This window comes from Sorangium sp. So ce406, assembly GCF_051474675.1.
Classification (GTDB): Bacteria; Myxococcota_A; Polyangia; order Polyangiales; family Polyangiaceae; genus Sorangium; species Sorangium cellulosum_G.
In genome coordinates this window covers 10923591-10947785 of sequence record NZ_CP150340.1, presented here as the reverse complement: position 1 = coordinate 10947785, position 24195 = coordinate 10923591, and the positions used below count along the sequence as shown (strand labels likewise).

At 74.1% G+C, this 24195-nt stretch carries 16 protein-coding genes; 6 read left to right on the top strand and 10 right to left on the bottom strand.

Going from position 1 to position 24195, the window contains the following annotated elements:
• Positions 1-134: 134 nt before the first annotated feature.
• On the top strand, positions 135-4229 hold the full coding sequence (locus WME96_RS41155) for a transglutaminase domain-containing protein (RefSeq protein WP_437287001.1): 4095 nt from the start codon (positions 135-137) through the stop codon (positions 4227-4229).
• Positions 4230-4379: 150 nt separating this feature from the next.
• Positions 4380-5300: a DUF2267 domain-containing protein gene (locus tag WME96_RS41150; protein ID WP_437287000.1), complete on the top strand. Its 921-nt coding sequence runs from the start codon at positions 4380-4382 to the stop codon at positions 5298-5300.
• A gap of 14 nt (positions 5301-5314) precedes the next feature.
• Here WME96_RS41150 and WME96_RS41145 read toward each other — a convergent pair whose 3' ends face one another.
• The 5 genes from WME96_RS41145 to WME96_RS41125 form a co-directional block, all read right to left on the bottom strand.
• Positions 5315-5701 (bottom strand): response regulator, encoded by a 387-nt coding sequence (locus WME96_RS41145; protein ID WP_437286999.1) that lies wholly within the window; start codon positions 5699-5701, stop codon positions 5315-5317.
• Positions 5698-7245 (bottom strand): RAD55 family ATPase, encoded by a 1548-nt coding sequence (locus WME96_RS41140; RefSeq protein ID WP_437286998.1) that lies wholly within the window; start codon positions 7243-7245, stop codon positions 5698-5700. The genes WME96_RS41145 and WME96_RS41140 overlap by 4 nt, the downstream gene beginning before the upstream one ends.
• Complete coding sequence (locus tag WME96_RS41135) at positions 7242-8303, bottom strand: sensor histidine kinase (RefSeq protein WP_437286997.1); 1062 nt, start codon at positions 8301-8303, stop codon at positions 7242-7244. The genes WME96_RS41140 and WME96_RS41135 overlap by 4 nt, the downstream gene beginning before the upstream one ends.
• 270 nt (positions 8304-8573) lie before the next feature.
• The gene (locus tag WME96_RS41130; RefSeq protein ID WP_437286996.1) at positions 8574-9575 is read right to left on the bottom strand and encodes an NAD-dependent epimerase/dehydratase family protein; all 1002 of its coding nucleotides are present in this window, start codon (positions 9573-9575) and stop codon (positions 8574-8576) included.
• On the bottom strand, positions 9572-14161 hold the full coding sequence (locus WME96_RS41125; protein ID WP_437286995.1) for an AMP-binding protein: 4590 nt from the start codon (positions 14159-14161) through the stop codon (positions 9572-9574). Before WME96_RS41125 ends, WME96_RS41130 begins: the two co-directional genes overlap by 4 nt.
• 279 nt (positions 14162-14440) lie before the next feature.
• On the opposite strand from WME96_RS41125, the gene WME96_RS41120 reads away from it, so the two are divergent.
• Entirely contained in the window at positions 14441-15376 is a 936-nt protein-coding gene (locus WME96_RS41120; RefSeq protein WP_437286994.1) for a deoxyribonuclease IV, read from the top strand.
• A gap of 86 nt (positions 15377-15462) precedes the next feature.
• Here WME96_RS41120 and hutU read toward each other — a convergent pair whose 3' ends face one another.
• On the bottom strand, positions 15463-17136 hold the full coding sequence (hutU, locus tag WME96_RS41115; protein ID WP_437286993.1) for a urocanate hydratase: 1674 nt from the start codon (positions 17134-17136) through the stop codon (positions 15463-15465).
• A 179-nt stretch (positions 17137-17315) separates the two neighbouring features.
• Here hutU and WME96_RS41110 point away from each other — a divergent pair, with 179 nt between their 5' ends.
• Positions 17316-17681 (top strand): hypothetical protein, encoded by a 366-nt coding sequence (locus WME96_RS41110; RefSeq protein WP_437286992.1) that lies wholly within the window; start codon positions 17316-17318, stop codon positions 17679-17681.
• 89 nt (positions 17682-17770) lie between these two features.
• Here WME96_RS41110 and WME96_RS41105 read toward each other — a convergent pair whose 3' ends face one another.
• The 4 genes from WME96_RS41105 to WME96_RS41090 form a co-directional block, all read right to left on the bottom strand.
• Positions 17771-19828 (bottom strand): protein kinase domain-containing protein, encoded by a 2058-nt coding sequence (locus WME96_RS41105; protein WP_437286991.1) that lies wholly within the window; start codon positions 19826-19828, stop codon positions 17771-17773.
• Positions 19829-19832: 4 nt separating this feature from the next.
• Complete coding sequence (locus WME96_RS41100; protein ID WP_437286990.1) at positions 19833-20822, bottom strand: hypothetical protein; 990 nt, start codon at positions 20820-20822, stop codon at positions 19833-19835.
• 110 nt (positions 20823-20932) lie between these two features.
• Positions 20933-21697: a hypothetical protein gene (locus WME96_RS41095; protein WP_437286989.1), complete on the bottom strand. Its 765-nt coding sequence runs from the start codon at positions 21695-21697 to the stop codon at positions 20933-20935.
• 94 nt (positions 21698-21791) lie between these two features.
• Entirely contained in the window at positions 21792-22097 is a 306-nt protein-coding gene (locus tag WME96_RS41090) for a YfhL family 4Fe-4S dicluster ferredoxin (protein WP_061610113.1), read from the bottom strand.
• Positions 22098-22259: 162 nt separating this feature from the next.
• On the opposite strand from WME96_RS41090, the gene WME96_RS41085 reads away from it, so the two are divergent.
• Positions 22260-22988: a hypothetical protein gene (locus WME96_RS41085; RefSeq protein WP_437286988.1), complete on the top strand. Its 729-nt coding sequence runs from the start codon at positions 22260-22262 to the stop codon at positions 22986-22988.
• 52 nt (positions 22989-23040) lie between these two features.
• Positions 23041-24090: a HEAT repeat domain-containing protein gene (locus WME96_RS41080; RefSeq protein WP_437286987.1), complete on the top strand. Its 1050-nt coding sequence runs from the start codon at positions 23041-23043 to the stop codon at positions 24088-24090.
• Positions 24091-24195 lie beyond the last annotated feature (105 nt).

Here is a 24195-nt window from a genome sequence, read left to right as displayed (position 1 = left end):
CAAGTTCGCGCACGGCGCGGCGATCGCCGGAACGCGCGCGCGCGGCGGCCGCGTCCGTGCGATCCGGCGCGGCGATCGCCGCGCTCGCGCCGCGATCGGGCTCGCGCTATGCCGTGGCCTGGAAGCGAGGATCGATGGAGCGGAGCTCGCCGGGGGAAGATCGACGCGGTCGACGAGGGCGGCGCGATCGGCTGGATCAACACGATCGACGAGCGGGGCGCGCGCGCGCCCGCGCGGCGCGTCGCGGCGCATGGATCGCGGCGCTGCTCGCCGTCGCGGTCGCGCCCGCCGCGGGCAACGCGCAGGCGCCGCGCCCGGGCGGCGCGCCGGCGGACGCGAGCGCGCCGGCGGACGCGAGCGCGCCGGCGGCGGACAAGGCGCAGGCGCCGCGCCCCGGCAGGATCGTGGCGCCGCGCCTGCCGGCGCCGGGCGGCGCGCCGGCGCCGCGCCCGGGCGGCGCGAAGGTGGAGGCGCGCGCGCCCGCGGTGGGCGGCGCGCAGGCGGCCGAGAAGCGCGCGCCGATCGCGACGGCGCCGCGGTGGACCGCCGCGACGCCCGACGAGATGCTCGGCGCCGCGCTGGCCCGCGCGCGGCGGGGCGGCGACGACGCGATCGCGGGGCTCGTGATCGCGGCGGCGCTGTCCGACCGCGCGGCGCAGGGCCGCGCGCGCGAGGGCCTCGCGCAGATCGCCGCGTCGTCGTCGCCGCTCGCCGACGAGGCGCGCTGGCTCGCGGCCTCGCTCGCCCCCGAGCCCCCGGCCGCGACGTGGCCCGGCGCGCGCGCCGTCTCGTACGACGCGCCGCCGGATCCCTCGGGGCTCGTGAAGGCGTTCGCCGTCCTCGGGCCGTTCCAGGACAGCTCGGGCGGCGGGCTCGCGCGCCGCGAGGGGCCCGAGGCCGAAGGCCAGCGCTTCTCGGACATGAGCGCCCGCTACGCGTGGGGCGTGTACGACGTCGCGTGGCGCCGGGCGCTGCCCGCCGCGTCGACGGCGCGCGGCGTGCCGCTCGACCTCTACATCCACCCGCGCGCCGAGAGCTGCACGTACCTCGCCTCCCGCGTCACCGTGCCCGCCGCGCTCGATCGCAAGCCGCTCGTCGCGCACGTCGCCGCGACCGGCGCCGTGCGGCTCCTGTGGGACGGCGTCGACGTCGCCGCGAGCGACGCGGAGCACGAGCGCCTCGTGCTCGACCGCATCGCCGCGCGCGTCGAGGCGCCCGCGGGCGATCACCTGCTCGCGCTCAAGGTGTGCACCGGCGCGATCGGCGACGAGGGGCGCGTGCGCGTGCGCTTCACCGACGAGCAGCGCCGGGCCGTCGCGCTCGCGACCTCGTCGGACCTCACGCCGCTCACGCTGCCCCCGGCCGCGCCCTCGGCCGTGACCCCGGCCAGGACGGCGCTCGACCGGGCGCTCGACGCGGGCGCGTCGCAGGCCCTCGATCAGACGCTCACGGCCGTCGTGGCGCGCACGCTCGGGGGCGCGGACGACCAGCGGTCTCCCCGCGCGCCCGGGCTGCTCGACCGCCTGACGCGCGCGGCGGGCGTCTCCGCGGACGCGATCGCCATGGCGGGGTGGGTCTCCCCGTTCGGCGCGAACCGCAGCGGCTGGCTCGAGGCCGCGCGCGCCCGCGGCCTCGCCGACAAGGACCGGGCCACCGCCTCGTTCGCGCAGCGCCGGCTCGTCGCCGCCCACCTCGCCTCGGACCGCGTCGACTGGGCGGCCTCCGCGCTGCGCGAGGATCCGCTGCGCTCGGCGCGCGATCCCGAGGCGCGCGTCCTCAGGGCGCTCGTGAAGAAGAAGCTCGCGGCCTCGGGGCTCACGCGGGCGGCGCTCGACGATCTGCTCGCGATCGAGCGAGAGCAGAAGGACCGCACCCCGGTGGTCGTGTGGCAGGAGATCGCGGCCGCGGCCCGGTTCGACCCGGCGCTCGAGCTGCGGGCCGCGCGCCGGCTCGCGGAGATCTCGCCCGAGTCGCGGGGCGCGGGCTACGTGCGCGCGTTCGAGCACGAGGGCGGCGCCGCGCTGGAGGTGGCCGCCGCCGGGGCGCTCGCGCAGCAGACGTCGGCCGAGGACGTCATCCTCATCGGCCGCGCGCTCCACGACGCGGGCCGCGCCGCGTGGGCGCGCGAGGTGCTGGCCTACGCCGCGCACGTCGCGCCGAACCAGCCCGCCGCGTTCCAGGCGCTCGCCGCCGCCCGGCAGGGCGCCGGCGCCGCGCCCTGGCCAGCCCTCTCGACCGCCGCGCTCGCGCGGGCGCGCGACCTCACGCCCGGCGACCCGTTCCTCAAGGCCGAGCTCGCGCTCCGCATGGGCGAGGGCTCGGCCGGCGCGCCGGGCCGGCGGCGCATGCGCGACGAGCAGCACCTCGTCGCGCCCGACGTCTTCCTCGCGCGGGCGCGGAAGGACCCGGCGAAGAAGGGGGAGATCGCCGACCGCCAGCTCCACTGGGTGCGCGTGGTGACGTACCACCCGGACAAGCGCGTCTCGCAGCTCATGCACTACGCGCGCGAGATCGTGATCGAGCCGCGGACCGATCAGGATCTCTACGAGCGCGACATCCCCGCCGAGGCGGCGGACACCGAGCTGCTCTTCGCGCGCGTGCACCGCAAGGACGGGACCGTGGCGCAGCCGGACGAGCAGGGCGCGGGCGGGCAGAGGCCGTTCGTGCGCTGGCCCAAGCTCAAGACGGGCGACGTGGTGGAGGTCGCGGTGCGCGCGTGGACCCCGGGCCCGGTCGGCCGCCGGGGCGACGCGCCGTTCTACTTCATCGATTACGTCGGCTCGACCGACACGCGGCCGATCCTCTACAACGAGGTCGTCGTCGACTCGCCGAAGAGCGATCCCTTGGCGATCGACGTGCTCAACGGCAAGGCGGAGCGGGTGCTCACGTCGGAGAAGGACGGCCGCCAGGTGACGCGGTTCATCTGGGACGACCCGCCCGAGGTGCCCGAGGAGCCGCTCGCGCCGCACCTGTCGGAGGTGCTGCCGGTCGTCGTGGGCTCCACGTTCCACGGCTGGCATGACTTCCGGGAGTGGTACCGGGGCGCTGTCGCGGGCTTCATGGAGCCCGACGACCAGGTCCGCCGGCTCGCCGCCGAGCTCACGAAGGGCAAGACGACGCGCGAGGAGAAGCTGCGGGCGCTCTTCGACTTCGTGGCGGACGACATCCGTTACGTGAACTTCGTCTCGGGCGAGTGGTGGCTGCCGAACCGGCCGCAGGAGCTCCTGGCGCGGCGGCAGGGCGACTGCGACGACAAGGCGATGCTGCTGATCACGCTGCTCAAGTCGATCGGCATCGAGGCGACGGAGGTGCTCGTGCAGACGCGCTACACGAGCCAGCCGTCGCTGCTCCGGAGCGAGGTCGCGGCGATCCCGGTGTTCGATCACGGCATCGCGTACCTGCCGGGCGCGGGCGGCGCGCCGGGCATGTGGCTCGACGCGACGAGCCCGCAGAGCCGGCTCGGTCCGCTGCCGGCGATGGATGCGCGCACGCTGGCGCTGTTCGTCGACGAGGGGCCGCCGAAGATCGTGGAGACGCCGGCGAGCTCGCCGGCCGATCACGGCGTCGACGCCGAGTGGACGATCGCGCTGCAGCCGTCGGGCGCGGGCGACCTCACCGCGAAGGAGCGGCACATCGGCGACGCGGCGTTCGAGCTCCGGTCGAACCTGGCCGAGGCCGACGCGCGCGCGCAGTGGGTCGAGCAGTACCTCGCGTACGGCTGGTTCCCGACCGTGGACGTGAAGCCGAAGGTGGCGTTCCAGGCCGATCTCCCGCACGGCGCGGCGTCGCTCGCGTACGAGGCGCGCTCCGAGGGGCTCGCCCGCCGCGAGGGCGCGGAGCTCTCGGTGCCGCTCTCGGGCACGTCCACGATGACGTCGCAGCTCGCGCCGCTCGTGAAGCGCACGCTGCCGGTGGTCCTGCCGCCGAGCCTCGCGCCGCGGCACCATCACCGGACGATCACGATCGTCGCCCCCGCGGGGTACGCGTTCGCCGAGCTGCCGCCCGGCGGCGACGAGAACGGCGGCGAGTTCGGCCGCGCGACGCTCTCGTTCGCGAGGGTGCCGGGCAGGAACGCCGTGGTGGTGAAGGAGCGCGTGGTCCTCGATCGCTCGACCATCCCCGTGGCCCAGTACGCCGCCTGGCGAAGCTGGCTGCAGCGCGTCGACGGCCTCCAGCACCGGATGGTGCGGCTCGTGCCCGTCGCGCCGGCGAACAAGCAGGCGCCGTAAGAGCACCGCTGTCTGGAGGTGTCCTCGGGCGGCTCGGCCGGGTCGGTTTCCCTGCCCCGAGGCCGCCCGTCGGCGCCCGTTGGTACCGTTCTGGCTAGCCGCGCTGCAACGCATCCACGCGCCAGCGCTACCCAGGGGAGGGATCTCGCCATGCCGCTAGAACAGTACCGACGCCCGCGCATGATCGTTCTGAGCCCGCGCTCGACCGCTTACGACGCGGTGAGGGCGATGGTCGACAACCACGTCGGCGCGATCCTGGTCCACGATGGCCAGCGGATCGCCGGCATCGTGACCGACCGCGACGTCGCGCTCGAGATCGTGGCGGGCGACCTCGACGCGCGCAGCACCATGCTGCGCGACATCATGTCGGACGAGGTCGCGACGCTCGAGATCGACGCGTCGATCGACGACGCCGTGCGCATCATGCGCGATCAGGCGTGTCGACGCGTGCCGCTGACCGAGCAAGGGCGGCCCGTCGGCCTCGTGACCCTGGACGACCTGCTCGCCGACGGCGCCGTCGACGCCGAGGCCGCCGGCTCCGTCGTGCGCGCGCAGCTCGAGGTCGCCGCCCGGTTCAAGCCGGGAGGCGCGCTGCACCCGGAGGGGATCGCCCGCCCCGAGCGCTCGCGCGGCCCCGTGCGCGCCCTCACCCGGCGCAAGGCGCGCGCGGACAGCGCCTATGGCCGGCTGCTCCACGCCGTGGAGCGCCACAGCGGCCTCCAGCAGCGCGACCGCGCGGAGCTCGCGCTCCAGATCGTCCTCGGCAACCTCTGCCGCAGGGTGACCCCGCAGGAGGCGCGGCACCTCATCGCGCAGCTCCCCTCCAAGCTCCACCCGTCGCTCGATCCGTTCCTCGACGGGCCCGACAAGCGCATCACGACGGCGACCATCGAGGACGACGTCGCCCGCGAGCTGCGCATGGACCGCGAGGCCGCCGGCTTCGTGCTGCAGGCGATCTGCGAGGCGGTCGCAGACAGCGTGTCCGCCGGGGAGATCGAGGGGTTCCGCGGTCAGCTCCCGCTCGACATGAAGGACCTGTTCCCGCCGACCCCGCTGCGCCGGGCGGTCTGATCCGCGGCGGCGCCTCAGGGGGCCGTCGCGGACGCGGGCGCCGCGAGCAGCTTGCGGACCGTGCCGAGGAGCTTGTCGGCCGTGAACGGCTTCTTGAGGACGGCGTGCACCCGGTCGCCGAGCTTCTGGAGCAGCTCCTGGCGCTGCTCGACCGCGCTCATGATGACGATCGGCATGCCGTCGAGCCGCTGCTCGTCCTTCACCGCCCTGACCAGGTCGAACCCGCTCATGATGGGCATCATCAGGTCCACGAGGGCGAGGTCCGGGCGGGCCTCTCGCAGGTAGTCGAGCGCCTGCTTGCCGTCGGAGCACGTCACGACAGAGTACCCCTCGTCCTCGAGCAGCCCCTCGATGCACGCGAGGAGGTCCGACTCGTCATCTACCACGAGCACCGTTGTCACAGCTCCCCTTCTTTCTCCTGGAATCCGGCGAGGTGCCGCGCCTGCCCCGAGAGGATCTGCTCCGCCGAGCCGAACGAGCTCGCCACCTCGATGCCGCGCTCGGAGATGACGAACTCGCGGATCGACCTGTCATAGGCGCTCTCTCGCATCTTCATGATCGAGAGGAGCCGGTGGATCTGCGACCTGAGCTCGACGTAGCGGAGCAGGACGACGGTCTCGACCACGTTCCCGAGCTCCGGGTTCGGCATCCTGATGAGCGGCGTGAACAGATCGAGCTCCTCGGTCACCACCGTGGTCACGTCGAGCATCCTGAGCTGGTTGGTGAAGGCCGAGAGGAACCGCGGCATCCGGTCCGGGTAGACGGACGCCGCCCGGAAGCCCTCGATACCGTCGATGAACAGCCGTCGTCGCGGCTTCGGGTCCTGGCGGAGCAGCTCGATGAGCTGCTCCGCGAGCGAGTCCATCATGTGCTCCAGCGGCGGCTGCCAGATGAGCCGGATCGTGCCCTTGTCGATGTGCGTATCGAGGTCGATCCCCACCATCCGGGCCTTCTCGCGGAGCCGCGGCGGAGGCTCGTAGAAGCCGAAGTAGATCCCCTCCTCGCCGCGCCTCGCTCCCTCGACCAGGAACGAGAGCCCGAGGAGCGTCTTGCCGGTGCCGGGCGCGCCCAGGAGGGCCGCCGACGATCCTGACGGCAATCCGCCCTCGATCATCGCGTCGAAGCTCTCGATCCCGAAGCCCATCCGCTCTCGCTCCTCGGTCGCGCTGGCGCGCGGGCTGTCGAACTGGATCTCGGTGCGAGGGTGGATGACCATCCCGGACGTGTCGATCTCGACCTCGTGCTTCCCGCGCAGGTAATCGCTGCCGCGGAACTTGTGGACCGTGAGCTCCCGGACGGCCCTCGGCCCGATGAGCTGATCGGTGAGCTCGATGATGCCGTCGACGAGCGCGTTCTCGGCGTGCGACCGCTCTCGCATGCTCGAGAGGAGGAACGTCGTGCAGTCGCTGAACGTCGAGAGCCCCTGGATCTCGTGCACGAACTCCCGGTAAGCGAGCGCGGTGGGCGCGCGCTGCTCGACGCTCTCGAGCCCGTCGATCACGAGCACGTCGGTGCCGCGGCGCTCGCGCAGCGTGCGGCGCAGGAGATCGAGCAGCCCGTCGAGCCCTTGATCGCGGAGCGCCGGGTAACCGCTGATGTAATACATGCGGTCCGGGATCATGCTCGGGTCGAAGAACTTCATGCCGCTCAGGTGGCGGATCATCTTGCTGTGCGACTCGACGAGGAGCGTCACGTAGACGCACCGCGCGCTCGCGCTCCTCCGCACGTGCTCGAAGCAGAGCTGGTTGCCGAAGATCGTCTTCCCGCTCCCGGGCGGGCCCATCAGGGCGTACGTCCCGTTCCGGAGGAAGCCGCCCTTCAGGATGTAGTCGAGCCTCGGAATGCTCGTCTGCAGCCGGGGGACGGCCGCGCTGGAGCCGCCGCCCTCTGCGCCTTCCGCGGAGGACCCCTGTGTGCCTGTCTGGTCTTCTCGTTCTCGCGTCATGCCTGTTCCGCTGATGCTGCTGCTGTCGACTGCTCCACGGGCAGGCGCACGACGAACGCCGCCCCGCCGCTGTCGGGCGACTCGATCGCGATGCTGCCGCCGTGCGCCTGGACGATCTCCCGCACGATGTAGAGGCCGAGCCCGAGGCTCTGTGACTTGTAGGTGGACGCGATCCGCTGGAAGGGCTGGAAGACCCGGTCGCGGTCGTCCGCGGCGATGCCGGGCCCGTGGTCGCGGACCGTGAGCCTGGCGGTCGCCCCCTCGCGCGCGACGGAGACCTCGATCGGGCTGCCTCCGCCGTACTTCAGCGCGTTCGTGAGGAGGTTCTGGACGACCTGCTCGATGCGCGCGCCGTCCCAGAGGCCGTGGATCGGCTCGCCGGCCACGACGCGGACCGGCGTCCCGGCCGCGCGGGCGTGCTCGGCGACCGCCTCCGTCGCGTCGCGCACGATCTGGAGCAGATCCTTCGGCTCCAGATCGAGCTCGAGCCGGCGGGCGCGGATCCGCGTCACGTCGAGGAGGTTCTGGACCAGGCTGGTCAGGCGGTCGACCTGGCGCTGCGACATGTCGACGAGGCGATCGAGCTCGGAGGGCGCCTCGTCCGACGGGACGCGCAGCTTGACCCGGTGGATCGTGAGGAGCAGGGCGTTGAGGGGCGATCTGAGCTCGTGCGCCGCGATGGACAGGAACTCGTCGCGCGCGGCGAGCGCGGCGCGCGTGTCGTCCGTCCACCGCTGGAAGGCGGTCACGTCGACGAAGGTCAGCGCGGCGAGCTTGTGATCGAGGTCGACGGGGTCGCACCGGACGATGAGCGCGACGTCACCGTCGCCGGTCTTCCAGTGCGTCATCAGGGGGCCGAACGCCTCGCCCCGCAGGGCGCGGGACCGGGGCCGCTCGTGCGGCGCGATCGGCGCTCCGTCGGCGTCCGTGACGTGCGGGGTCTGCCCGTCCAGGTCCTCGTAGGCGAAGAAGACCTCGCGCGCCGACGCGTTGGCGAAGACCACCCGGCCACGCCGCTCGATGTCCAGCAACACGAGTCCCACCTGAATCGAGCCCACGGTCGGTGCATCGGTGGATAGAGACGGTCTCACCAGGCTTGCTCCCTCGCTGCTGCGAAGTCCCTCTGGCAGGCTCATCCTGCAAGCGGCGGACCGCGCTGCGACGCCGGCGGCACCGTCGCCGTCGCCGGACGCGGCTGTGGCGTAACGCCATCACGCGGGGCAACTTGGCGCGTGCGGGGGTGGTGACGGGACCACCCTGGGAGCTGGATTGGCGTGCTGATATCGCCGCGCCACCGCCTCTCGGCGGCCGCGAGCTCCGCGCTCGGGTTACGGCTGCGGCCAGACCACGCCGCGCGCGCGCAGGTCCGCGACCGTGTCCGCGAGCGTCTCGACAGGGTCGCGGGGCGTCCACCCGAGCTCGCGCCGGGCCTTCGTCGAGTCGAGGTACCAGAAGTGCTGCGCCATCTCCGCCGACACCGGGTCGACCGGCAGATCGAACGGGAGCCGCTTGCGCGCCCGCTCGATGAGGTGCGCGCCCGCCTTCGCGAGCGCGATGCTCCGGGGCAGCCGCAGGGCGGGGGCGGGGACGCCGGAGACGCGCGAGAGGCGGTGGAAGAAGACGTCCAGGCTCATGTTCGCGGCGCCGAGCAGGTAGCGCTCGCCCGGGCGGCCCTTCTCCATGGCCAGCGCCATGCCCTGCGCCGCGTCGCGGGCGTCGACGAAGGACAGGCCGCCCGCGGGGATGAACGGCAGCCGGCGCTCGAGGAAGCTCACGACGTCCCCTGTCGACGCGCCGTGGACGTCCCCCGGCCCGAGCAGGATGCTCGGGTTGACGGCGACGACCTCGAAGCCCGGCCCGCTGCGATCGAAGGCCGCGCGCTCGGCGTACAGCTTCGAGCGGTAGTAGGGCCAGCCGGCGATCACGTCGATCGGCGGCGGCGCCGTCTCGTCGCGGACGTCGCTCGGCTCCCGGCTCACGGCGACGACGCCGCTCGTGCTCGCGATCACCGCGCGCCTCACCCCCGCGTCGCGGCAGGCGTCGAGGGTGATCTTGGTCCCCTCGACGTGGGTCCGGTAGAGCGCCTCGGCGTCCTCGCGGCGCCGCGACACGCGCCCGGCGCAGTGGAAGAGCCCCTCGCAGCCCTCGGCGGCGGAGCGGACCGACGCCGCGTCGAGGATGTCGCCGCGGCGGAGCGCCACGCCCTGCTCGACGAGCGCGGGCGCCTCCGACCGGCAGAGCGCCACGACGTCGTGGCCCGCCCCGCGGAGGGCCGTGACGAGGTGCGCGCCAAGGAAACCGGTCGCGCCGGTGACGAGGTAGCGGCTCATGCGAGGTCGAAAACCTTCTGGAAGGTCTGGAGGAGGGAGATGTCGTTCGATTTCACGAGGCCCGTCATGAACTCCATCGGGCTCGGCGTGTAGGCCTCGCGGACGATCTTGGTGAAGATCTCCGGCGTCGTCTTGAGGACGCAGTCGGCTTGCTGGCTCGGCTTGCCGATCCGCGCCTCGCAGCCGGCCGGGTCGATCCGCAGTGTCCACTTCGCCTCCTCCTCCGCGCCGAGCGTGACGTAGTACGTGATCGGCTGGGCGACCCGCCCGGCCACGTACTTCGCCTCGAGCTCGCGGAACAGGAGCGTGAGCGGGTGCTCCTTCGTGGTGGCCGCCTGGTCGATGCTCTCGACCCGGCGCAGGTCGAGCGCGCCGCCCTCCCGCAGCTTGATCACGGCGAGCTGCGTGAGCTCCGCGACCTTGCGGCAGGCCACCGCGTACTTCATCCCGGCGGTGAGCCGCTTGAGGTCGGCGATCTCGAGCGGCGGCCCGATGCGCGCGACGAGATCGCGGCGGATCGGGACGCTGCGCCCCTTGGGGAGCGCCTCGAAGGTGCCGCCCAGGTAGAGGGGCAGGATGTCGACGTTGTGCGTGAGCGCGAGGTGCCCGATCGCCGGCTTGAACTCGAGGATGCTGCCGTCGGGGCTGCGCGTGCCCTCGGGGAAGAGCAGCACGGTCCGCCCCCGGTCCAGGATCTCGCCGGTCTGGCGCAGCGCCGTGCGCAGGCCGCCCTTGCGGTCGAAGGGCGCCAGGTTCGTGAGGTTCTCGAAGTAGGCGCGCCGCCAGCGGTTGCCCTCGAAGAAGTAGTCCTGGGCGGCCAGCGAGACGATGCCGTCGCCGTAGCTGCCCAGCGCGAATTTCACGAGCCCCATGTCGAGGTGGCTCGCGTGGTTCGAGACGACGATCGTGTTGCGGTTGTGCGGGATGAACGCGCGCCCGTAGACCTTCGGGCGCATGACGTTCCCGTAGAAGCCGGACTGGACCTTGTTCATCCAGTGCTTGGCGAAGTCGGCCACGGGGCGGGGGATGTGGATCGGCTCCTCGCCCGGCGCGTGCGACCTCGGCTCGATGCCCCCCGCGGCGCCGTCGTGCGCGAGGCTCCCCGCGCCGGCGTCGGCCGCCGCGGACGCGGCCGCCTCGGCGGCGAGGCGCGCGACGATCGCCTTCACCTCGGCGCGCTTCACCTGGCCGGACGCGGTGCGCGGCAGGTCCGCGTCGTGGAGGTGCACGGCCATGGGGTGGCACGGCTTGGGCAGCGCCTGGATCGCCGTCCGGAGCGCCTCGAGCGCGCGCTCGTGGTGCATCGCCCACGCGAGCTCCTCGTCGTCGCCTTCGTCCTTCGGGCCGGGCGCCGTGGGGACGGCGAGGCACGCGACCTGCTCGCCGCCGCGGCCGTTGTCGATCCCGACGATCGCGAGCTCCTTGATGTGCTCGACCTTGCCGAGCATGCGCTCGATCTCGGCCGGGTACACGTTCTCGCCCTTCGCCGCGGTGATCACCTCGCTCTGCCGGCCGACGAGGGTGAGCCGCCCCTGCTTGTCGAGCTTGCCGAGGTCGCCGGTGTGGAGCCACCCGTCCGCGTCGAGCGCCGCCTGGGTCGCGTCGGGGGCGTCGGCGTAGCCCTTCATGACGTTGGGGCCGCGCGCGAGCACCTCGCCCACGCCGTTCGCGTCCGGGTTCGCGATCTTGATCTGCACGCCGGGGAGCGGCTTGCCGACGTTCCCCGGGCTCGCCGCCGGCGAGGCCTTGGCGACGGTGAGGAGCGGCGCCGCCTCGGTCAGGCCGTAGCCCTCGGCGAGCGGCAGGCCGAGCCCCTTGAAGACGGCGGCCGTGTCCCTGGGGAGCGCGGCGCCGCCGGAGATGAGGAAGCGGACGTTCCCGCCGAGCGCGTCGTGGACGCTGCCGAAGAAGAGCCGCCCCGCGTTCAGCCCGAAGCGCTTGCCGAGCATGCGGTTCAGCTCCATGGCCCAGTTGAACGCGGCGGCCGCGGCGGGCCCCTGCTCCTTCATCCGGGCGACGATCTGGCGCTCCAGCATCTGCCAGAGCGCCGGCACGCCGACCATCGCGGTGACGCGCGCCTTCTTCAGCCCGTCGCTCACCCGGTCGGCCGAGACCTCGTCGAGGTAGATGATCCGCGCGCCCTGCGACAGCGGCAGGAGCAGGCCGCAGGTGACCTCGAAGGTCTGGTGGAGCGGCAGCACGCTGAGCACGCGGTCGCTCGCCTTGAGCGGGAAGAGCGGGGCGAGGGAGGCGAGCAGCGCGGTGAAGTTGCCGTGCGTGAGCAGCACGCCCTTCGGCTCCCCGGTGGTGCCGCTCGTGTAGACGACGCTCGCGACGTCCTCGCTGCCCACGCGCACGTCCGGCGGCGCGAGCCCGTCGCCCGACGCCGGCCCGAGGTCGGCCGCGCGGCCCTCGGCGAAGCCGGCCAGGTCGAAGGCGTACAGGTTCGGCAGCGCCGCGCGCACGTCGGCGCCGATCTTCGCCTCCACGCCGCTGTCCCAGAGGACGACCTTCGCGGTCGACGAGCGGACGACGGCCGCGAACGCCGCCGCGTCGAGCGCGGGGTCGATCGGGACGGCGACGGCGCCCGCGCGGAGGATGCCGAAGTAAGCGACGGGCCACGCCGGCTGGTTCGCGCCCGAGAGCGCCACGCGATCGCCGCGGCGGACGCCGAGCGCGGCGAGGCGCGCGGCCGTCTTGCAGGCCGCGTCGCGGAGCTCGCGGTAGCTCGTGCGCGAGAGCCCGTCCTGCTCGATGCGCTGCACGGAGAGCGCGTGATCGAAGCGCTCGGCGACCTCGTCGAGCAGGTCGACCAGGCTGTCGTAGGGCCGAAGCGGCTTGATCTCCCGGCGGAGCATCTCCTCCATGAGCGGGAAGGCCCACTTCTCCAGGCCGGGGAGGTGGACGTTCCAGATGTAGTCGCGCCAGTCGATCTTCTCGGGCGCCCAGACGAAGCGCGCCCGCTCCTCGGGCGGCATGCGGGCCATGGCCGCGCGGGTGTTGGCGCAGGAGTAGACCCAGTCCGCCTCCGCGACGAACGGCATGAAGACCTCGAGGAGGGTGGCCGTCCTCTGCTCGGTCTTCGCGGCGCTCTCCAGCGCGGCGGCCGCCGGCCTGAGGAGCGCGGCGGCGGGGCCGACGCCGGCCGTCTTGAGCAGGCCCCCGAGGCCGCGGAGCGCGCCCTCGATGGCCCGCGCGCCGTGCGCGTTGTACTGCTGCCGGGTGAGCCCGCGCGGCTCGAAGCGGGACGACACGACGTCGAAGAGCGCGGTCTTCTTCCCCTCGAAGACCTGCCGTCGCTTGTAGAGCCCGGCGAGCTCCAGGTAGCGCGTCACGCGGCAGCCGTTCGTGTCGGTGCTCCCGTACTGGTACACGGCGGGCGCGCGGCCCTCGATCAGCTCGCAGAGCGAGGCGATCATGCCGCTCGCGGTCATGTCGACCGGGATGAGGTCGAGCCGCACGTCGTGGTCGCCCGGGAACTGCACCTGCCCCTTCGAGGCGAGGTAGAGGTAGGGCGCCGAGGTGTTGATCCCCTCGTTCCAGCCGCAGAACGGGAACTCGACGGCGGTCTCGACGACGGCGGGGCGGACGATGGTGAAGGGCAGCCCGGAGCTGGCGAGCACCTGCTCGCCGATGCTCTTCGTGTAGGTGTAGATGTTGGTCCACCCCCAGAAGAGCGCGCGCTCCTTGCCGGCCTCGACGAGCCGGTCCTTGATGAACTTGCGCTTCACCCGGGCGAGCTCGTTCTCGAGCGCGCTGCCGCGGCCGGGCTCGCCGCGCGCGGCCAGGTTCGCCTTGGCCTCGTCGAGGAAGGCGCTCTGCCGGAAGGCGTCCTCGCACCGCTGGCGCGCCTGCTTCACGAGGTCGAGGCACTCGCTGATCTCGCGCTGCGGGTCCCAGTGCGATCGATCGAGCGTCCGCTTCGGGCAGGCGGCGCCGAACCACGTCTCGCCTGCGGCGCGGGGGAAGGGGATCTCGGCCGGGTGGTTCTCCTCGATGAGCCCGGAGCGGTACCCTGCGACGAAGCAGGTGCTCGTGTGCATCACCTTGGCCCCGAGGGTCCGCGCGAGCTCGACGAGGTTGCTGATGCCGAACGCGTTGACCTCGAGCGCCTCGTCGAGCGGCGGGTTGAAGTCGACGACGCCGGCCACGTTCACGACCGCGGCGATCTGGCCGGTGAGCTCCCCCACGCGGTCGCCGAGCCCGAGCAGCGGCTGGCCGACGTTGCCGTTCATGGGGGTGATCTTCTGCCGGAGGTACTCCTCGAAGGCGGGCCCGGGGTGCTGCTCGCGGACCGGATCGAACACCGGCGAGGTGGCGATCTGCGACCAGAAGCGCTCCTCGGGCGACTGGCCCTCCTTGGCCCGGACGAGCAGGTAGATGTGGGCGATCTCCGGGAACCTCGCGAGCAGCATGGCCAGCCAGACCTTGCCGAGGAACCCGGTGCCTCCGACCACCACGAGCCGCTTGCCCGAGAGCACGTGAGACGGCACCAGCGGCGGGGCCGCCGCGATCTCTTGGCGGCCCGCTTCACCCGGCGCCCCGGGCTCCGTCGCTCTGGCCCCAGCCCCGTTCGTAACACCCATATGGCTCATCGAGACTCCAGGAAGGCCGCTCAATTCGCGCCTGGGCCGGAACGCGTCAAGGGCGAGGTGCCGCGAACCGGGGTTCGCGCCCTCCAGGCATGGGGTTTGCTCACATCTTGCTCGCAGAATTGAGCATGTCGCGGCGTGTCGACGGCGTGTTCCGAGCATGTCGCGTCCGCGCGTGGCGCGAGCGTGTGATGGGCCGGTGCGGTGGCAGATCTCGCGCGTTCAGCGCAATGCCTTGCCCGCGCGCGCGAGGCGACCCAAGCAGTGCGGCCCATGATCTTCGGCGCGCACGAGTCCGTGGCCGGCGGCCTTCACCGCGCGATCGCGCTGGCGGGGGAGGACCGCTGCGAGGCGATGCAGATCTTCACCAAGGTCTCGGGCCAGTGGCGCGAGCCTGCGCTGAGCGCGGAGCAGATCGCGGCGTTCCGCGCCGCGCGCGCGTCCTGGGCCGGCGCGGGTCGGACGCTCGCGCACGCGAGCTACCTCATCAACCTGTGCGCTGATGACGCCGCGATCCTCGAGCGCTCGCGGGAGGCGCTGTACCAGGAGCTCGCGCGGTGCGACGCGCTCGGGATCGACTTCGTCGTGTTCCATCCGGGCGCGCACCGCGGCCTCGGCGAGGAAGCCGGCCTCGACCGCATCGGCGAGAGCCTCGCGATCGTGCTCTCGCGGGGGAAGGGGCTCCGCGCGCAGCTCTGCATCGAGAACATGGCCGGGCAGGGGTCGACGCTCGGCGATCGGCTCGACCAGATCGCCGCGATGATCGCGCGCGCCGGGCCGGAGGGGGCGCGGCTCGGGGTCTGCATCGATACCCAGCACGCCTTCGCGGCGGGGCACGATCTCCGCACCGAGGCCGGCTACGAGGGGTTCTGGGGCGACTTCGGCCGGCTGCTCGGCATGGACAGGCTGCGTTGCATGCACGTGAACGACTCGAAGGCGGCGCTCGGCCAGCGGCTCGATCGGCACGAGCGCATCGGCGACGGGGAGATGGGGCTCGCGCCGTTCTGGCGCCTCGCGAACGACGCGCGGCTCGCGCGCGTGCCGGCGGTGATCGAGCTGCCGCCGCTCTCCAAGGAGCGGCGCGGCTACGCGGAGGAGCTCGCGCGGCTGCGCGGCCTCTGCGGCGCGGCAGCGCCGGCGGCGGCGGCGCCGGTCCCCGTCGACGCCCGTCCGGCGAGGAAGGGGAAGCCGCGCGCCCCACGCGCGTGACGCTCGCGCCAGCCTGTGCCTCCAGGCCGGTGCCTCCAGGGGATCGCGGCCCCGCGGCGCGGCTCGCGCCCCGGCGCGCCGCCCGTTCACCCCGCCCGGTGCGGCACCCTGACGCCCTTCTCGTCGGCGACGCGGATCGCCGTCTCGTACCCCGCGTCGGCGTGCCGGATGATCCCCATGCCCGGATCGATCGTGAGCACCCGCTCGAGCCTGCGCCGGGCCGCCTCGGTGCCGTCGGCGACGATCACCATCCCGGCGTGCAGCGAGTTGCCGATCCCGACGCCGCCGCCGTGGTGGAAGCTGACCCAGGACGCGCCGCCGGCGGTGTTCGCGAGCGCGTTGAGGATCGCCCAGTCGGCGATCGCGTCCGAGCCGTCCTTCATCGCCTCGGTCTCCCGGAACGGCGACGCGACCGACCCGCAGTCGAGGTGGTCGCGCCCGATCACGAGCGGCGCCTTCACCCGGCCGGTGCGCACGAGCTCGTTGAAGGCGAGCCCGACCTTCGCGCGATCGCCGTAGCCGAGCCAGCAGATCCGCGACGGGAGCCCCTGGAACGCGATCCTCTGCTCCGCGAGCTCGATCCAGCGCCGGAGATCGGGGTCGCCCGGGACCGCCTCGAGCACCGCGCGGTCGGTGGCGAGGATGTCCTCGGGGTCGCCGGAGAGCGCGACCCACCGGAACGGGCCCTTGCCCTGGCAGAACAGCTCGCGCACGTACGCCGGCACGAAGCCGGGGATCGCGAACGCGTCCTGGCACCCCGCCTCCATCGCGCAGGTGCGGATGTTGTTGCCGTAGTCGAAGACCTCGGCCCCGCGCCGCTGCATCGCGAGCATCGCGTCGACCTCGACCCGCATCCCCTCCTTCGCGCGCGCGACGTACTCCCCGGGGTCGCGGGCGCGGAGCTCCGCCGCCTGCTCCAGCGTGAGCCCCGGCGGGACGTAGCCGACGAGCGGATCGTGCGCCGCGGTCTGCTCGGTGACGAGGTCCGGCGTGACGCCGCGGCGGACGAGCTCCGGGTACACGTCGGCTGCGTTGCCGCAGAGGGCGATCGAGCGCGGCGCGCCGCGCCGGACGCTCTCCAGGACCGCGTCGAGCGCGCGGTCGACGTCGTCGATGCGCTCGTCGACGTAGCGGGTGCGGAGCCGCTTCTCGATGCGCGCCGGGTCGATCTCGACGCCGAGGCAGGCCATGCCCGCCATGGTCGCGGCGAGCGGCTGCGCGCCGCCCATGCCGCCGAGGCCCGCGGTGAGCACCCAGCGCCCGCCGCCCTGGACCCGCGCCGCGTGCGCTTTCCGCGCGGCGACGAACGTCTCGAAGGTGCCCTGCACGATGCCCTGCGAGCCGATGTAGATCCAGGAGCCCGCGGTCATCTGCCCGTACATCGTCAGGCCGAGCGCCTCGAGCCGCCGGAACTCGTCCCACGTCGCCCACCGGCCCACGAGGTTGGAGTTCGCGAGGAGCACCCGGGGAGCGTCCGGGTGCGTGCGGAAGCGGCCCACCGCCTTGCCCGACTGCACGAGGAGCGTCTCGTCGTCCGCGAGCTCCCGGAGCTCGCGGACGATGACGTCGAACGCCTCCCACGATCGCGCGGCCTTCCCCGTGCCGCCGTACACCACGAGATCGTCGGGCCGCTCCGCGACCTCCGGATCCAGGTTGTTGTGGATCATCCGGAGCGCCGCCTCCTGGATCCACCCCTTGCAGCTCCGCTCGCTCCCGCGCGGCGCGCGCACCACCCGGGCCCCCTGCTCTCCGGTCGCCATGCTGTCGTGTACTCCAGCCGCCCCGGATCGACCAGGCAGGGTGGCGCCCGCCGCCGCGCGCCGCGCAGCGTGGCGTAAGCCTGCTCCGCGAGGTCGGTCGCTCTCCAGGGCAGCCGGCTTCGTCCGAACCGGAGTATGCTCGCCCCGGGCGCGCGCAGCGCCCCTATCCGGGAGAGTCCATGATCTCGAGGATCCGTTCGGCCCTGGCGCGTTGCTCCATCCCGGCCCTTCCTCCGCTCGCAGCGCTGGCGCTCGCCGTCGCGACCACCGGGTGCGACAAGGTCGGGTGCTTCGAGTGGACCGAGCTCGAGGGGGCATGCCCCTCCCAGGCCGAAGCGCTCGCCTACTTCGGCAGCGATGAGTGCAATGGCCACATCGAGTCGGTCGACAGCGAGCCCGACTACGACGGGGACTACTGCTGTTACAGCATCACCAAGCGCGACGACTACGGCGCGTGCTCCTCGTTCGACGGGCGCTCGTCGCCGCCGTCTCCGCCGCCGCAGCCCGCTCCGGCACCCCAGCCCGCGCCTTCTCCGCCGAACTGAGCCATGACGCCGGGCCCTCGTCGCCCTCGTCGCCCTCGTCGTCGGGTGTTGCGCCCGGACGAGCGTGGCGCCGCCCCCTCTCGCGATTCCTAGAGCTCGTCCAGCGCGTTCCTGTCGAGCTCCTGGAGCGCCGCGAGATCCCGCGCGGTCATCTCTTCCACGTCGCCGGGGGCCCCGCGCGGGTAGGCGAGCGCGACGTCTCCGTCGTGCAGGTAAAGGTGCTGGTCGTCGATGCACCCGTGCGCGCCCCCCGCGGCGTGGAGCGCCGCGACGGCCTCGCCGAGCCGCGCGCGCTGGCCCCTGGTCAGCGCGCGCCCCTCGTCCGCGAGCGCGCGGCCCTGGGGCAGCGCCACCCAGACCTCGCCGGCGGCGAGGTCGACCCGCAGCACGCACGGCAGGGACGGGTGGCCGGCGCGCGCGAACGCCCGGGCGCGGGCGAGGGTCGCGTCGTCGAGCTGCAGCACGAGGACGTCGCGGTCGAGCCACGCGTCGCGCCACCGCCCCTCCGTGTCCCGGCCGTCGCCGACCTCCAGGGTCGCCGCGAGCCGCGCCGTCGTCGAGGGCGGCGCGTCGCTCGCTCGAGGCCGGGCGCTCGCGCGCGATCGCTGCGGCCGCGCGCGCTCCGGCCAGGAGAGCGCGGTCAGCGCGCGCCGCGCCTCGAACGCGTCCGCGGGCCGCGCGGCCGGGTCCTCCGCGAGCAGCGCCGCCACGACCGCGTCGTGGGCCGCCGTGAGGTCGGGATGGACGTCGCTCGGCGCCGGATCGAGCTGCCCGTGCACCGCCGGGGCGGGCGGCTCTCCGGTGAGCAGCTCGGCGAGCACCGCGCCGACGCCGTACAGATCGCTCGCCAGCGTCGCCGGCCGGCCCATGCGCTGCTCCGGCGACATGTACGCGAACGTCCCGATCGCGCCGGCCGTGGCGGTGGTCGAGAGATCGCCGAGGTGCGCCGCGCCGAAGTCCGCGAGGTGCGCCGTCCCGACCTCGTCGAAGAGCACGTTGCTCGGCTTCACGTCGCGGTGGAGGATGCCGAGCCGGTGCGCCTCGCCGAGCGCTGACAGGAGCGCGCACGCGATCTCCACGGCGCGCGCGGGCGCGACCGGCTCCCCCCGCAGCCGCTCGATCAGCGACCCGCCCGCCATCCAGGCGAGCACCATCGCGGGCCCCTCCGGGTGGTACGCGCGGAGCGCGACGACGTTCGGGTGCCGGAGCTGGGCGAGGGCGCGCGCCTCGCGCTCGAACCGGAGGAGCGCGTCGCGGCCCGCGCCGAACGCCGCGCCCGCGAAGATCTTCACCGCGACGCGCTCCGCCGTGATCCGGTCGCGCGCCTCCACGACGCGCGCGTGCGGCGTGGCCGTGACCTCGCGCAGCGTCTCGTAGCGCCCGAAGAGGAGCGGCGCGCCGGGAGGCCCCGCGGCGGGGACGACGTCGCGCGGCGGGGGCGCCTCCTGAGCTCTCGGATCGAGCTGGGCGATCTCGTCGCGCACGGTCCGCGCGGCGTCCTCGAGCCCGAGCTCGCTCAGGCACCTGGAGAGCAGCGGCAGCGCGCGAGCGCGCTCCGCGGCGTCGGGCGGCAGCCGCTGCAGCGCCCGCACCGCGGCCTCGGCGCGGCCGTGGCGCGCGAGGAGCTCGCCGAGCGCGAGCCACGCCGCCGCGTCGTCCGGGCGGCGGCGGAGCGCGGCCTCGAGCACCCGCGCGCCGTCCGCGGGGCGGCCGGCGAGCTCGAAGCTCTCGGCGGCGCGGCGCGCGTCCTGGGCCGCGGTGAACGCCTCCGCGGCCGCGGCGTGCGCGCCGAGCGCCGCGAACAGCGCGCCGGCGTGGCGGGCGAACCCGCGCGCCGCGAGATCGGCGGCGGCGCGCAGCGCGGCGTCGCGGGGCGCCGTGGCGGCGAGCAGGTCGAGCGCCTCGCGCGCGAGCGCCTCGTCGCCGCCGAGCGCGGCCATCAGCGCCGCGCGGGCCGGGTCCTCGGCCGTCAGCGCCTCCCGGGCCGCGCCGACGAAGTCGCAGGCCCGCTCGAGCAGCTCCGAGGCGCCCGCGTGATCCCCGGCCGCGACGAGCAGCGCGGCGCCGCGGGCGCGCTGCCCGATGGCGGCGAGCTCGGCCGCGCGCCGTCGCAGGTCCTCGTGCGCCACCCCGACGCCGATCGTCAAACGGTCAGTGCGCGGCGATGCGCGCGCGGCCGACCACGGAGAGATCGAACCGCACCTCGCCGAGGTCGATGCCCGAGGCGCTGAACGGCACCTGCCGCGTGCGGTGCACGGCGAGCGTCGCGATCGCCGGCAGGGGCCCGAGCGTCGAGGGGTCGAGCAAGGAGCCCGGGATCACGCCCCGCCCGGTGTCCTTGAAGGCGCACCGCACGGCCGCGCCGCGCGTGGAGGTGACGTCGACGTAGATGACGTCCCGCGACCGGCCCGCCTCGGCGCCCTCGTCGGCGCGCCACTGCACGACGGCGCCGACCCCGGCGTCGAGCGCGACGCCGTCGGCCAGCTCGGCGTCGCCGACCCGCACCTCTTCAGGACCCGCGGGCGCGTCGGCCTCGAAGGAGAACCGGTCGAGCAGGCCCGACCCGGAGCTCTCGAAGACGTACCGCGCCGGCGCCGGCAGATCGCTCGTCGCGTCGCGCGACGTGTAGAACACGCCGAAGACCAGATCGCCGACGTCGGGGAATGCGCGGGCGGCGAGCGGCATTGCCGTGCTGTCGGTCTTCATCGTCACGTCGCCCGCGTCGAGGAGCTCGATCGGGCCGAGCGAGCTCAGGCTGCTGGTCGCCGTCTCGTCGTCGGCGGGCGAGAGGACCATGCAGCTGCCGGCGGACGGAAGGTCGAAGGGCGAGCCGACCACCCGCTCCGCGAGCTCGGAATCGGCCGCGGACGAGAGGCGCATGAACTTCGCCGAGACGTTGGTGACCGACCCCGACCCCTCGACGGCGGTGCTCGGCAGCGCCGCCTCGTCGAGCTCGACGGCCGAGGTGGTCCAGGCGTCGTCCCGGCTCAGGTTGATCGCGCGCTCGACGCGCACGACCCCCTGGGTGACCACCCCGCTGGCGCCGGCCGCGTCGTCGCCCGCGACAGGGGCCGAGCAGCCGATGAGAGCCGCACCGGCGAGGACGAGGCATGAGGTGCAGAGGGCGCCGATGGGACGCATAGATCCGAGTCTAAGGCCGGTCCTCCGGGCGGGCAAGCGCCTGTGCAGCCCACAGAAAATGCAAGAAAATCCGCGAGCTTGCGGTCAGGCCGGCGGCGGTTACGGCCGCGTCAGAAGGTGACCGTGAGACCGCCGCCCGGAACGACGGTTCCCTGGTCGAGCGCCACGGGAACGCCGGCGATCTCGCCCTCGGCGTGGTGGTAGGTCGCGGTGGCCTCCAGGGCGACATGTACGTGACGGAACCCACCGCGCACGCCCAGCACGAACCCGACCCGGAGGTGCTGGCCCGACGCATCGACGAGGGGCCCGGGGGCGGCTGCCCCGGCGGCGGGCAGCCGCACCTCGCCGCCGAGGAGCTCGAGCCCGAGCCGCGGGCCGAACCAGAGCGCATAGAGGTCGGCGTCCGAACGGAAGCCGAGCAGGACGGGAACGTCGATCCCGGCGCCGAGGACGTCGCTTCCTTCCGAGCCCGGTCCGCCCGCGAAGAGCGCGGAGGCACCGAGCCCGACCGACAGGGCCGCCTCGCCGATCGGGAACGCATGCCGCCCGTCGAGCCGGAGGGCGCGCCCCGTGTACGTCAGCCCCGCCTCGTTGTCGCCCTCGATCCCGACGCGGGCGCTGGCCCAGGGCGCCACGCCGGGCGCCACGGCGATCTCGGAGAGCTTCCGCCGGGCGGCGCCCTCCGTCGCCGTCGGGCCGCCGCTCGCGTCCGGCGGGGCGGTCGCCGCGCCGGCGAGGACCATCTCGCCGGACAGGCCTCCGCCGAAGCTCACGGTGCCCGGACGGAGCGCGTGGGCCGGGTGCAGCAGCGGGCCGCCGCCGTGGCAGCCCGCGCACGCGCTCGCGAGGAGCCATGCGGCCCAGCGCCGGATCACGGCGTGACCCGGGCGCCGAATCGAACCGACGGGGCCGGCGGAGACATGGCAAGCGTGGCCCGGGTGGCGACGCGATGTGGATCGGGAGAGGGCGCTACTTGCGGAAGCGCGAGGGGTAGTCGTTGGCGGCGGCCCGCTTCTGCAGATCGGCATCGTCGGGGTGCAGCTTGATGGCGCGCGCGATGAGGGCCTCCTCGGTCTCCACGATTTGCGGGTTGGGCAGGCAGCACTCGACCGGGCACACGGCCTGGCACGCTTCGTGGTCATAGAAGCCGACGCATTCCGTGCAGAGCTCCGGATCGATCACGTAGATCTCATCGCCCTCGCTGATGGCTTCATTCGGGCATTCGGGCTCGCAGGCGCCGCAGTTGATGCAGTCTTCGGTGATGTAAGTCGCCATGACCTTCGCTTCATTCTCCGGGGTCCAACCCCGGTCCGCTCGTTTGTAGAGGCCTGGCCGCAGGGTGTCAATTCGGGCGGAAGCAGGCGCCGGTTCTGCGCGCCAGAGCCGCGCGTATGCTTGCGCGCGGGCGCCCCCGCCAGTACTAAGCGGCCCTCCTCGATGCTTCGCCTCACCGGGCCCGCCCAACTGCTCGTCGTCCTCGGCGTTTCCTCGCTGCTCGCCGGATGCGGCCCGCAGATCGGCGATGAGTGCACCACGTCGCTCGACTGTGTGCAGCAAGAGCAGGCGCTCTTCTGCGACACCACCCAGCCGGGCGGCTACTGCACGATCTTCAACTGCGAGCCGAACGGCTGCTTCGGCAGCAGCGTCTGCGTCGCGTTCAACCCCGTGCTGGACCAGGCGTGCGGCGCGCTCGAGAACGCCCGCTGGCCGCGCTTCGAGCGGACCTTCTGCATGGCCACGTGCGACGAGGACGAGGACTGCCGCGGCGGCTACGCCTGCGTCCCGCTCCGCGACGTCCGGGAGGCGGCGGCGATCGCGCCGGGCGAGCGCAACGCCGTGATCGTCGACACGGAGCCCGAGGCCTGGAAGGCGTGCCTGCCGCTGCCGTCCTCCTCGTCGAGCGCGCCCGGCGAGCCGTCGGGCGACGCCGAGAGCACACCCGGGATCTGCGGGGCCGCTACCGAGCAGCCCGAGTGGACTCCTTATACGCCGGGGTCTTCTGGCACGGGCGGGGCGGGGGGCGAGGGCGGCGCTGAGGGTGAGGGCGGCGCTGGCGGCGGCTCGGGCGGCGCTGGCGGCGGCTCGGGCGGCGCCGGCGGCGGCTCGGGCGGCGCCGGCGGCGGCTCGGGCGGCTCCGAAGGCGACGGCGGCGCGGGCGGCGGCTGAGCGCCGCTCGGTCGATCCGGCGTCGCGCGTCGACCGTGCTAGCGTTGGCCGCGTGTTCGGACCGGCCCCTGCGAAAAGGACGCTCGAGGCTGCGCTGCGCGACGTCGGCTCGCAGAAGCCAGCCGTGCGCGTCGAGGCGGTGAGCGACCTCGTCCCGTACGCAGCGACGGCGCGGGAGCAGGTCCTGCGCGCGGTCGAGGGCGCGCTGCGCTCCGATGCGCACGCGGCGGTGCGCGCGGCGGCGGCGATCGCGCTCGCCGACACGAAGGCGGTCGAGGCGCTCCCCGCGCTGCTCCTCGCCGTGGAGGACGTGGACCCGCACGTCCGGCAGATGGCGATCACGGCGCTCGGCGAGATTGGCGACGGGCGCGCCACGGGCCGGCTCCGGCGCGCCCTCTCGGACGAGCGGCCCGAGGTCCGCTTCCAGGCGGTGATCGCGTTCCCCCGCGTCTGCGCCCAGCGGGCCGACGCGGTCGACGCTGTCATGCAGGCCACGCACGACGACGACCCGCTCGTCTGCCACATCGCCCTGCGCATGTTCGAGGAGCTCGGGGAAGCCGCCGGCGAGCTGCCGCCGCTGGCGATGGAGCGAACGCGGGCGCTGCTCGGCCACGCGTCGCCGCTCGTCCGGGCGGCGGCGGCGGTCGTCACCGCGCGCTTCGGCGATCCGATCGGCCACCCGGTGCTCGTCGAGATTGTGGAAGGGAAGCTCCGCGGGGTTGACCACGAGGACGAGGCCGCGGCCATCGAGCTCTGCGGCGAGCTCGGCCTGCAGGCCGGCCGGAGCGCGCTGGAGCGGCGCGCGTTCGGGCTCAGGATCGGCTTCGGCCGCGACCCGCTGCGCTGGCACGCGCGCGTCGCGCTCGCGCGCATGGGGCACGAGCGCGCGGTCCGGGAGATCCTCAGCGAGCTGGGCGCGTGGGACCGCCACCGCCGCACGCTCGCCGTCGCCGCCGCCGGTCGCGCCCGCCTCGAGGCCGCCCGCGCGACGATCGCGGCGATGCGGGGCGACGAGCGGAAGGCCGACCAGGGGGCCGTCGAGGAGGCGCTCGCCGCAATCGCCTCCGCCGCCGAGGGCGCGCCGACGGCGCCCGGCAACTGAGCCGCGCGGCGGCCGCGCGCGGGGCATGCGGCGCGGTCGAGGGTGGCGTAGAGGGACGGAGCCAACCGCGGGCAGGTCGCCGGGACGCCGCGCTGCCCCCCACCG

Excerpts from the sequence above, each read along its gene's own strand:
- WME96_RS41155 (WP_437287001.1), top strand. The coding sequence starts at position 135 with ATGGAGCGGAGCTCGCCGGGGGAAGATCGACGCGGTCGACGAGGGCGG.
- WME96_RS41150 (WP_437287000.1), top strand. The coding sequence starts at position 4,380 with ATGCCGCTAGAACAGTACCGACGCCCGCGCATGATCGTTCTGAGCCCG.
- WME96_RS41140 (WP_437286998.1), bottom strand. The coding sequence starts at position 7,245 with ATGACGCGAGAACGAGAAGACCAGACAGGCACACAGGGGTCCTCCGCG.
- WME96_RS41130 (WP_437286996.1), bottom strand. The coding sequence starts at position 9,575 with ATGAGCCGCTACCTCGTCACCGGCGCGACCGGTTTCCTTGGCGCGCAC.
- WME96_RS41125 (WP_437286995.1), bottom strand. The coding sequence starts at position 14,161 with ATGGGTGTTACGAACGGGGCTGGGGCCAGAGCGACGGAGCCCGGGGCG.
- WME96_RS41120 (WP_437286994.1), top strand. The coding sequence starts at position 14,441 with ATGATCTTCGGCGCGCACGAGTCCGTGGCCGGCGGCCTTCACCGCGCG.
- hutU (WP_437286993.1), bottom strand. The coding sequence starts at position 17,136 with ATGGCGACCGGAGAGCAGGGGGCCCGGGTGGTGCGCGCGCCGCGCGGG.
- WME96_RS41110 (WP_437286992.1), top strand. The coding sequence starts at position 17,316 with ATGATCTCGAGGATCCGTTCGGCCCTGGCGCGTTGCTCCATCCCGGCC.
- WME96_RS41100 (WP_437286990.1), bottom strand. The coding sequence starts at position 20,822 with ATGCGTCCCATCGGCGCCCTCTGCACCTCATGCCTCGTCCTCGCCGGT.
- WME96_RS41090 (WP_061610113.1), bottom strand. The coding sequence starts at position 22,097 with ATGGCGACTTACATCACCGAAGACTGCATCAACTGCGGCGCCTGCGAG.
- WME96_RS41085 (WP_437286988.1), top strand. The coding sequence starts at position 22,260 with ATGCTTCGCCTCACCGGGCCCGCCCAACTGCTCGTCGTCCTCGGCGTT.